Origin of the sequence: Gardnerella lacydonensis, assembly GCF_048545055.1 — a bacterium.
GTDB classification, from domain to species: domain Bacteria; phylum Actinomycetota; class Actinomycetes; order Actinomycetales; family Bifidobacteriaceae; genus Bifidobacterium; species Bifidobacterium vaginale_C.
On sequence record NZ_JBKQXT010000002.1, the window covers coordinates 73,585 to 83,618 of the forward strand.

A 10,034-nucleotide genomic window follows, 5' to 3' on the forward strand; every position below is an offset into this window, starting at 1 on the left:
TGTGGAATTAAGAATAATATGAAAGATATTGATGAAATGAATGATGAAATGAATGAGGATATGGACGATATGGACGATATGGACGATATGGACGATATGAATGACGAAATGTTTGCTAATTTAGATCCTTCCCTAAAAGCTAGCGTAGAAGCGCCCGATTTTAACGGCTATAAATCGGGATTTGTTGCGGTAGTAGGCAGACCAAACGTTGGAAAATCAACGCTTATGAACGCGCTAATTGGAACGCAAATCGCAATCGCGTCTTCTCGCCCAGAGACAACGCGCAAGGCGATTCGCGGAATCTTAACAACTCCAAACGCGCAAATGGTGTTAGTTGATACGCCAGGAATCCACAGACCGCGCACTTTGTTAGGTCAGCGTTTGAACGATATTGTAGACGAGTCTCTTGCAGATGTGGATGCGATTGCTTTCTTGCTTCCAGCAGATCAGGAGATTGGGCCGGGAGATAGAAGAATCTTAAGCCGACTTCGCTCCGACTTTGCTAAAAAAGACGCGTCGGGAAACTGGGTGTGGAAGGTTCCGCTTATTGGCATCGTCACAAAAATTGATACGCTAAGCCGCGATGAGTTGGTGTCTCATTTGATTGAGATTCAACAGTTTGCTGATTTTACAGATATTGTGCCAGTCAGCGCGCTAGAACGAGACAATGTTGACGAAGTTAAGAAGGTTTTGATTGACAATCTTCCAGAAGGCCCAAAGATGTATCCAGACGATCAGCTTAGCGAGGAAAGCCCTTCTAGCATGATTGCGGAGCTGATTCGTGGGGCTTTTCTTGAGGAGCTTGACGACGAGTTGCCACATTCGCTTGCGGTTGTTGTAGATGACATTGTGCGCCCAGGCGATGGGGGTGATGCGCAATATGACGATAATAAAGCGCATGTGATTGTGTCGGTGTATGTTGAGCGAGATTCGCAAAAGCCGATTATTATTGGGCGCGGTGCGGAGCATCTTGTGCGTGTTAAGAAGCGTTTGCGTACTGCTGTGAATCGTATTACGGGCGCTAAAGCTGTGCTCGATTTGCATGTAAAGGTTGCAAAGGGGTGGCAGAGCGACCCTAAGAAGCTTGAGCGCTTGGGGTTCTAGCGAATCGAGGTGACTTCTCGCGCGATATGCAGCTCGAAGTCGTCGATTCGCACAACGCTCTGTCTCTTGTGTGTTGGTTGTTGTTGCGGTTGTTCCGATTTGTCTTTGATTTTGTTTTTGGGTTGAAGTTTGTTTGTAGTGGTGGCTCATTGGATTATTTGGTATCGGCTGCCGCTCTTATATTGTTCGACCAAGAATCACCCAGCACTCTTACATGCTTGAACAATTGCGTGTCTTTCATCACCGAGATTCTCGATTTTTCTTGTAGTGCGATTGTACTTAAAATACGGCGTGTCGCGATACAAACGCACTACATAAACTTCCGCACTTTGTACCAAATTTGACCCAAATCACGTACAAAATGCGGAAAACAAATCGTATCGTTAGTGCGGTCTAAGCGCTCAGGCAGGTCGTCACGAGCGACGATGGCGAGCAAAGTAAGTGCCGCCTCCGATTGCTGCGATTCCTGCAACAACAGTCGCTATAGCTGCAACAATCTTAATCGTAGTGCTGTTGGATGCGCTTTGCGCTCCGTCTTGTGCGCCGCCAGATGCCTGAGCGATCTTGGAATCTTCCTTGGATTCGTTCTTAGATTCGCTCTTTGCGGAATCCTTAGCAGAATCCTTTGCATCGTTCTTTGCATTATCCTGCTTAGACTCGCTCTTAGCAGCAGAATCCTTAGCAGCATCTTGTGCTTTAGCAAGATCTTTAGCAAGATCCTTGACTGCAGCTTTAGCGCCAGATGCAAGAGCAGCTGCTATGCGGTTAGCGCTGCTTGCGCTAAGAGTGTTAGCGTGCGCAGCTCCTGCAACATTATTTGCTGCAACGCCATTAGCATTTTGAGCGTTTTGAGCATTTGCACCGTTAGCTCCGTTAGCGCCGTTTGCACTCTGCGATTGCGCAGCTGGAATAGCAGCGTGGAATCCGAGTTGCTCGTTGCCGAACAAGTTGTTTGCGTATCCTGCAAGATACTGGTTGTAGTAGTTTTCGAAGGATTCGCTAGAACTCGTACTGCTGTTATAACTATTAGAAGTGTTGCTCTTACTGCTGCTAGTGTTATTCTGCGTTGCACTAGTTGAACCAGTATTCTGATTAGCGTTTCCTGACTCAGTGCTTTGCTCTTGTGTTCCAGTGCCAGTGTTGGTATTAGAACCACCTTCACTATTGTGTTCCGGTACTACTGGTGGCGTTGGAACAGGAACAGGGGATGGAACTGGCGCAGGAGCTGGAGTTGGAGGAACAGGAGCAGGTGGTTCTTCTGTATGCTGCTCCTCTGGAACAGCCTTGGACAGGCTTTGTGCTGATGTTTGCAACGTACTAGCAACATTTGTTAATGTAGTGTTTAGCTTTCCAAGATTTACTAGCATTGTTGCAAAGTTACCAGTTACAGCAGCAAACTCAGTAGTATATGTTGTTTGGACCTCTGCTGGAAGAGCAGCCACAGCTGCTGCGAATTCAGTCTTATAAGACTCAACCTTTGATTGAGCCTGTGTAACCTTAGCTTTAGCAGCTTCTAGAACAGATTGAGCAGAAGCAACCTTAGCTTTAGCTTGCTTAACAGATTCTTTAGCATCATTAATAGCAACAATTGCTTTTTCTACATTTTGCTTAGCGGTTTTAACGGCTTCAGCTTTTTCTTGTGCTGCTTGCTTTGCATTGTTAAGATCAGTTTCAGCGCTAGTTTGCGTTTGTTTTGCTGTATTAAGCTCGCGCTGAGCAGCAGCTACCTTGGTTTCTGCAGCTGCAATCTCATTGCTGTGTTTTTGTATTGATGCAGCAAATCCAGATATCTTGGTTTCTAATTTAGAAACCTCTGCTTTGGCGTTCTCAACAGCTTTCTCAGCTCTAGTTTTTTCTTGCTCAGCCGATTTTACAGCTTGTTCTGCTTTATTAACCGTGTCTTGAGCTTCATTAACAGCTTTGGTAAGTTCGACATCAACTTTTGTTTGCTGTGCAATTGCTTTACCGCGAGCTGCATCAGCAGCTGTCTTGGCTCGCGCAGCCTTTGTGCTCAACTCTTGTGCTGTTGCTTGCAAAGTTTGCAGTTGTTTTTTAAGCTCAGTAATCTGCTTCTGTTTTTCTTCAATAGTCTGCTGAGCTGCAGCCTGAGCCTCCTGCTCAGCCTTTGTTGCAGCCTCTTGAGCTTTTGTAGCTTCAGTATTTAACCTATTAGCTTTTTCTTGAGCCTGTGCTAAAGCTTTAGCTGCTTCTTGAGAAGCAGTTTTAGCCTTTTTAAACTCCGTATTTGCTTTTGAAACAGCAGTCTTAAGTTTTTCAATATTAGTGCGCGTAGCGTTTGCAGTATTTATAGCAGATTTAGCGGTATCTAATGTGCTCTTCTTAGAAGATAAATCAGAAGTTAATTCGGCAATAGTTTGTTCTGCATACACCAAATATTGTTTGTTATTGTCATATACATTCTTTGCTTCAGTTGGATTTTTCCAATGACTATGTACGTCATTCAAATGATCTTCATATTCTTTTATAAAGTTTGCTGCTTTTTGCTTCTCTGAATTAATGTAGTCAATATTCTTTTGAACTTCTTTAACATCATTTTCAAGAGCAACAATTTCCTGATCTTGCAAACCAGTTTTAGATTTAGCGGCATCTGCAGCGTCTAAGTTGTTAGCATCGCTCATGTTCAAGTCATAATGCAATTTACGAAGCTCATACTTTTTAACAAACAAATCGTAGTTTGCTTTATTTGCATCAGCATTCAGCTTGTTTATAGCGTCATCTTCTTTCAGCTCTGCCTTAGCGCTGCTGCCAAGACTATTCTCATAATCATCAAGAAGCTTTTTATACTTTGCAATAGTAATCGAAGATTCGTTGCTTCCGTGCCATACAGCTACATCTCCTGCAACATCTTCTTTGCTAGTTGTAGATGTAGTTCCCTCTGTGGTTGTTTTTGTGGTTGTTTTTGTAACTTCTTCCAAACTCAAGTCGCTTTCAGCGAATCCGCCAGCAGTAATATCTTTGCTAGCAAAATTCGTGTAATGACCCACAGATTCCAAGAAAATGTCCTTAAGATTACCATTATTATCATCAGCAGACTCAAACAACTTAGTATCTGGATGCTGCCACATGTATTGACGTAAATCATAACGATGTTCTTTAAGAACCTTTTTACCAGCATCAGAAATCGCGTGTGTTTTCGCACTGCTACCTTTGCCAGTTACAAACGTTCCTTCAATAGCCTTGTCGTAACGATCTTTTTCAACCGTATACCAGCCGCTAAGAGCGTTATATTTTTCAGAATCAACGGAACAAGACGTATTGCCATTTGCTGTTACATAGCACTTGCCATATTCCTGATTCTTGTGCTCTGTAGAATCGCCGTCGTAATTGCCCCACGCAAGATTTTCTGTAGCGTTGTACGGGTTAGTTTTCATCACTTCGTTACTCTTATAACCAGTGTGATTTTGAGCATGATTATGATATGCACCAGAATAGAAGGAGTTTACAATTGACTCTGCAATCAAGCTAAGACGCACGTTAACGTCGCCCAACGCCTTTTTCTCTTCAGTACTTGCGCTGTTCACATTGCTATCTTCTTTGCGTAACTTGTTGAGCGCATCGTAGTAAGTTGCAGCTTCCTTCATGTTTTGCAATGAATCCGCGCCGCCAACTTTTCCGAGCTTTACGAGATCCTTATACCACATAGGAACTTCTATAACGCGGTCTAGAACGTTTTCTGTTTTGTCTCCGTTCTGGACTTGCTTCATGATTTCAACTCTTTCACCGTTCAAAATCTGCTTAGCGCGCTGAGCGTCTTCAAGAAGAGCTTTATCTTCTTTGCTAGTAGAATTTTTATAAGTTTCAATCACATAATCCAAGAATCCTGCAAAGTTTGCTGTAGTTTTAGAAGCATTCTTAGCAGCTTTATCTGCAGCATTCTTAGCGTCTTTCACAGCTTTTTCTGCATCGCTCAAATTCTTAGCGTCTTGGTTATTTTCAAGATCTTTTTCTGCTGATTTGAGATTGTTTCCAGCAGTGTCAACTTCTTTATTTCTGTCTGTAACGTTTTTCTCTTCTTGTTTTGCAGCTTCTTCTGCTGCAGTAGCATCTTTTTGAGCCTGTTCGGCTTTTTTCTTTAGATTTTGAACTTTTTCGTTTGTTGGAGCTGTTTCTGGATGCTCGAGAGCGTTAATAGCAGATTGTTTCTCTTGCTGCTCTTTTTTGTTATTTTCAACAGCTTCATCTGCTCGTTTCTGTTCTGTTTTGGCTCTATCGGCTATATCATCTAAACGAGATTGTTCCGTCTTTCCATCTTCTAACTTTTCTTTCGCTTCCTTTAATTTTTTGTCGTAATCGTTTTTCTCGTTTTGCCTAGATTCTAAAGTTCCACTTGCTTTTTCTAAATCTTTGGTTCTATCATTAACATTATTTTCAGCAGTTTTCTTTTCTTCCTCAGCCGCAGCTTTTTGTTCCTCGGATTTCTTCTTTGCTTCTTCAGCTGCAGTCTGCTTAGCTTGCTCGTCTTTTAAAGTCTTTTCTTTTTCAGCTACATCGCCTTTAGCTTCTTTAGCTACTTTCTCGTTTTCCTTAACAACATTGTTAGCTTCGGTTAAATTGTTGTCAGCCTCAGTCTTTTCTTTATCTGCTTTATCTTTTAACTCTTTAGCAGCATTTAAACCATTCTGAGCTTCTTTGGCAGTGTTCTTGGCTTTAGTTGCCTTTTCGTTTGCTTGCCTAACTTCCTCGTCTGCTGCAGTTACATCTTTTTGAGCGTCTTTACTCTTGGATTCTGCATCCTTTATAACTTGTTCTGCAGCTTCATCTTTCTTTTCTTTTGGCTTCGTTCCCTCGCTATCTCCACCGCCTTGCTGGCCTGCAGGAGTGCTGCCAGGTTGATTCTGCCCAGAAGCACCACCTTGATTTGTGTTTCCACCTTGTGGAGTCTGTACAACAGGTTGTGGATTTGTGCCAGAATTTGTTGGATTAACCGTTTCAGCATTGGCAACACCTGCCATGCCGAATAATGCAAGAGAACTTGCGCCTAAAGATATTGCTACGGCAAGCTTAGCGTTCATAACTAACCTCTCCTCTTTCTAATGATTAAAATCGTAGACTCTGCTATTTAAACAAGATTTTGTGCGAGAATCGCAATTTTTGTTCGCTTCCATTGCGATCTTTTTTAAACCTTGCTTCATACGAAAACAGTATACAGCTCTACGGGGGGGGGGTATCAAGTTTTCAATGCGATTTTATCAAATACCTATGGATTAAATCTGTGCGAGCGACATTCTCTGTTTACTGTTGAGCGAGGGCTGGATTCGTTATATATGTCTCGGAGGTGAGGCGTTTGTAACGTTTTTTGGGTTAAATTCGTTATATTTGCATCATTGATGAGGCATTTGTAACGTTTTTTGCCCTAATTTCGTTAGATTTGTCTCGCGAGTGAGGCATTTGTAACGCATGAGCATGGGGTAGATGCAAAAAGCATGGGTGTGGGGGATAGATACGAAACGCTGAATCGTGTGTAGATACGAAAAACCGCGGAAGACTAGTCAGTTATAAGACCAGTCAACCGCGGTTTTGGGCGATTTGCGAGTTACGCTTTAAGCGCTACTTCTTGCGAATCGTGTACATTTGCGCGTTGAGCAATGCGGAATACTTCTTAATAACGCGCGGGCGAATAATCTTCATAGAAGCCGTCATTAATCCGTTTTCTTGAGTAAACTCTTCTGGCAGAATAATGAACTTTCGCACAGATTCCGCGCGCGATACGCCCTCGTTTGCAATATCCACAAACTTTTGGACTTCCGCTCGCACAACCGCGTTATTTACGGCGTCTTCCATGCTCATAGTATCGTCCAAGCCCTTGGTTTTAAGCCAATTGCGTAAAATCTCCTCGTCTAAAGTCACAAGAGCAGATATAAATGGCCTCTTATCTCCAAGAACAAGAGCTTGAGACACAAGCTCGCAACGCTTAATCACTTCTTCAATAGGACCAGGAGCCACATTCTTGCCGCCAGCAGTAATGATTAAGTCCTTCTTGCGACCAGTAATGTAAAGCATGCCATCGTCGTCAATTCTGCCCAAATCGCCAGTAGCATACCATCCGTCTTCTGTAAACGAAGTTTCGGTCGCCTCTTCGTTCTTGTGATACTTCTTAAACACGCAAGTGCCTTTAATTTGCACCTCGCCATCTTTAGCAATTCGCAAAGTGAAAGCTGGGAAAGCAATGCCAACGGAACCTTCGCGGAATGGAACGCCAATAGGAGTAAACGCGCACGGTGCAGTGGTTTCCGTAAGACCATAGCCCTCGTAAACTGGCACGCCTGCGCCGCGGAAGAACGCTAGCAGCTCTGGATCCAGTGGCGCACCGCCAGCAACAATCCAGCGCGCACGCCCACCAAGCGCTTGGCGAATCGGGCGGTAAACGAGTGGGTCGTAAGCAGCGCGGCGAGCCTTTGTTAGCGCTTTAGCATCTCCAGAATCCTGTACTTCCTTCATATATTGCTGAGCTGTAACAACAGCACCCTGGAAAGCAAGTCCCTTAGCACCATGACCCGCCTTTTGCGAAGCCGCATTATACACTTTTTCGAGCACACGCGGAACAACAATCATAACAGTTGGCTTTGCGACTTGAAGGTCAGATATAAGCGTTGTAATGCCTTGCGCAATGTAGATTCTAAGCGTGCTAGCAACAACAATATAGTTGATTGCGCGCGCAAACGAATGGGCTTGAGGCAAGAACAAAAGTACAGAACCGTTAGGCTCGCTAAGCAAGTCCGGCAAATAAGTTGGCAAGTTTAACGCGGTTGTGCAGTAATGCTCATGCGTCATTTCCACGCCTTTTGGCGCAGCCGTAGAGCCAGAAGTGTACACAATAGAGCATAAGTCGGTTTTTTTAACCGAGTCAATGCGCTCGTCTAGTTCTTCGTCGCTAACGGAGTATTCAAAGGCCTGTAGTTCCGCCAATCCGCCTGTTTCTATGCAAATAATGCGCTCAAGGCTCGGGCATTCTTCAATAGCTCCATCTGCCTTGTCTTTCATTTCAGTTGTGCCAACAATCAAAAAGCGCGAGTCGGAGTTGTTTACAATGTTGCGAATTTGCTCGGCAGAATCCGTGTCGTAAATTGTAGCCAGCACGCCTCCGCAAGCCATAACTGCAGCGTCAACAACATCCCACTCATACGAGGTTTTGCACATTAGTGCAACAGCGTCGCCTTTGCGCAATCCATAGTGAATCAAGCCTTTTGCAGCTTTTCTAACTTCTGTAAGGAACTGGTTGGCTGTTTTTGTAACCCATTCATCGTTTTCTTTGTATGTGTAAAGCGGATCATCTCCCATTCTGGCTGCCCTGTCTGCATACAAGTCGTAGATGCTTGTGCCTTCGTCTAATGGCGGATTTCCGTCCGTTTTTGTGGTTAGCAAGCCAGTTTGTGGGTCTAGGAAAGTGGTGGTTTGTAGTTGGGAACCCCATTCGTCTACTCGTGGAAGATGCTGATTTTGCTGAAGCAGATTATTCTGTTTATTCTGTGATCCGTCTTGCTGATCTTGTGGAATAGAATAGTCTGGTTCTCCTGCGATGTCGTCGCTTACTGGGTGCGCGAAGTTGCTGCCAATTTGCAAAGCCTTGCGAGCAAGATTGAAAGCTTGCTGCTGGAGTGTATTTAGGACGGACACATCTGCTCCTTAATTTTGCTAAATGCTTAAATTTGCTAATTTGTTTTGGTTAAATCAGCTTGTTTCGAGCACATATTTGTTATGCGCCTTTGACTATATATACATGATAATCGTTGGTGTGATTCAAGTCACCTTTTGGTGTTGGATTTGACTTTAGACTTTATCTGTCTAAGTGTTTTTGTAGACTAGGTAAGTTGCTTTGGCGAGGGAATAACACTACGATACTTGTAGCAGGCACTTTGCGATTCGTTGGTTGCTTGCGATTGTTGTGTAAGTTCCGTTATCGACTGGGCTGATAGCCAACTTATGGTGGTTTTCGGCGCGTCGGTGCGCCTGAAGCTGGATTTAAATAAGATTATCCGCATAATCCAGACCATAAGGAGACCGATATGGCTACAAAGATTACACTTGAAGGCGAAGTTCGCAATGAATTCGGTAAGGGCGTTGCTCGCCGTTTGCGTGTTGCCAATTTGATTCCAGCCAGCATTTACGCTGGTGGTGCTGAGCCTGTACATGTGACTCTTCCAATGAGAGAGACTACTCTTTCTCTTCGTCACGCAAACGCTTTGTTTACCATTAAGTTTGGCAAGGAATCGCGAATCGCAGTTGTTAAGGACGTTCAGCGCAACCCTGTTAAGCGCATCGTTGAGCACATTGACTTCTACGAAGTTAAGGCTGGCGAAAAGATTGACGTCGAGGTGCCAGTGTTTGTTGAAGGCACTCCAAAGGGTGCTGCTGTTGCATTCGTAGACGTTCAGGAGCTCAAGGTTCGCGCAGACGTTGCCAACTTGCCAGAGCGCTTGGTGGTTAATGTTGACGGCTTGACCGATGGCACCAAGGTGTTTGCTAAAGATGTTAAGCTTCCTGAGGGCGTTGTGCTCGACATGGATGGCGAAGAGTCTGTTGTTAGCGTCACTGTTCCAGAAGATGCTGCTACAGAAGAGACAGCTGCCGCTCCTGCAGCCGATGCTGCTGCGGCTCCTGCTGCAGAAGCTCCTGCAGCCGAGTAAGGTTTTGCTTAGGATTTTCTAAGATTTTATAAGCCGCGCGTAGTCAAGATTTTCTTGGCTTGCGCGGTTTTTGTTATTTCTGCACACTCGAATCGACCTGCCTTTTCGCTTAAAGCGTAGCGCGCTTTCCTACTTGGTGTTGCGCGAGGTTTGAGTATTTCTCTCCTCGCAACTCCCGTCGCTACGCTCCTCTTTTATTGCTCGTATAGAAATACATCAAACCTTCTGAATATCTAAAACTTTTGCGTATATCTTAATCACCGAGATTCTCGATTTTTCTTCTTC

The 10,034-nt window shown here is 44.2% G+C and carries 4 protein-coding genes; 2 read left to right on the top strand and 2 right to left on the bottom strand.

Going from position 1 to position 10,034, the window contains the following annotated elements; translation table 11 throughout:
• The first annotated feature begins 18 nt into the window (after positions 1–18).
• Positions 19–1,104: a GTPase Era gene (gene era, locus ACJV45_RS02410; RefSeq protein ID WP_419397571.1), complete on the top strand. Its 1,086-nt coding sequence runs from the start codon at positions 19–21 to the stop codon at positions 1,102–1,104.
• 413 nt (positions 1,105–1,517) lie between these two features.
• Here era and ACJV45_RS02415 read toward each other — a convergent pair whose 3' ends face one another.
• Together ACJV45_RS02415 and ACJV45_RS02420 are read right to left on the bottom strand one after the other, a co-directional pair.
• Complete coding sequence (locus tag ACJV45_RS02415) at positions 1,518–6,137, bottom strand: coiled-coil domain-containing protein (RefSeq protein WP_419397572.1); 4,620 nt, start codon at positions 6,135–6,137, stop codon at positions 1,518–1,520.
• A 535-nt stretch (positions 6,138–6,672) separates the two neighbouring features.
• Positions 6,673–8,739, bottom strand: a complete 2,067-nt coding sequence (locus tag ACJV45_RS02420; protein ID WP_116692010.1) for an AMP-dependent synthetase/ligase — start codon at positions 8,737–8,739, stop codon at positions 6,673–6,675.
• A 389-nt stretch (positions 8,740–9,128) separates the two neighbouring features.
• Here ACJV45_RS02420 and ACJV45_RS02425 point away from each other — a divergent pair, with 389 nt between their 5' ends.
• Positions 9,129–9,749, top strand: coding sequence for a 50S ribosomal protein L25/general stress protein Ctc (locus ACJV45_RS02425; RefSeq protein ID WP_419397573.1), 621 nt, complete (start codon positions 9,129–9,131; stop codon positions 9,747–9,749).
• Positions 9,750–10,034 lie beyond the last annotated feature (285 nt).

Bases quoted from the DNA above. Each gene is read 5' to 3' on its own strand.
- era (WP_419397571.1), top strand. From the start codon at position 19: ATGAAAGATATTGATGAAATGAATGATGAAATGAATGAGGATATGGAC.
- ACJV45_RS02415 (WP_419397572.1), bottom strand. From the start codon at position 6,137: ATGAACGCTAAGCTTGCCGTAGCAATATCTTTAGGCGCAAGTTCTCTT.
- ACJV45_RS02425 (WP_419397573.1), top strand. From the start codon at position 9,129: ATGGCTACAAAGATTACACTTGAAGGCGAAGTTCGCAATGAATTCGGT.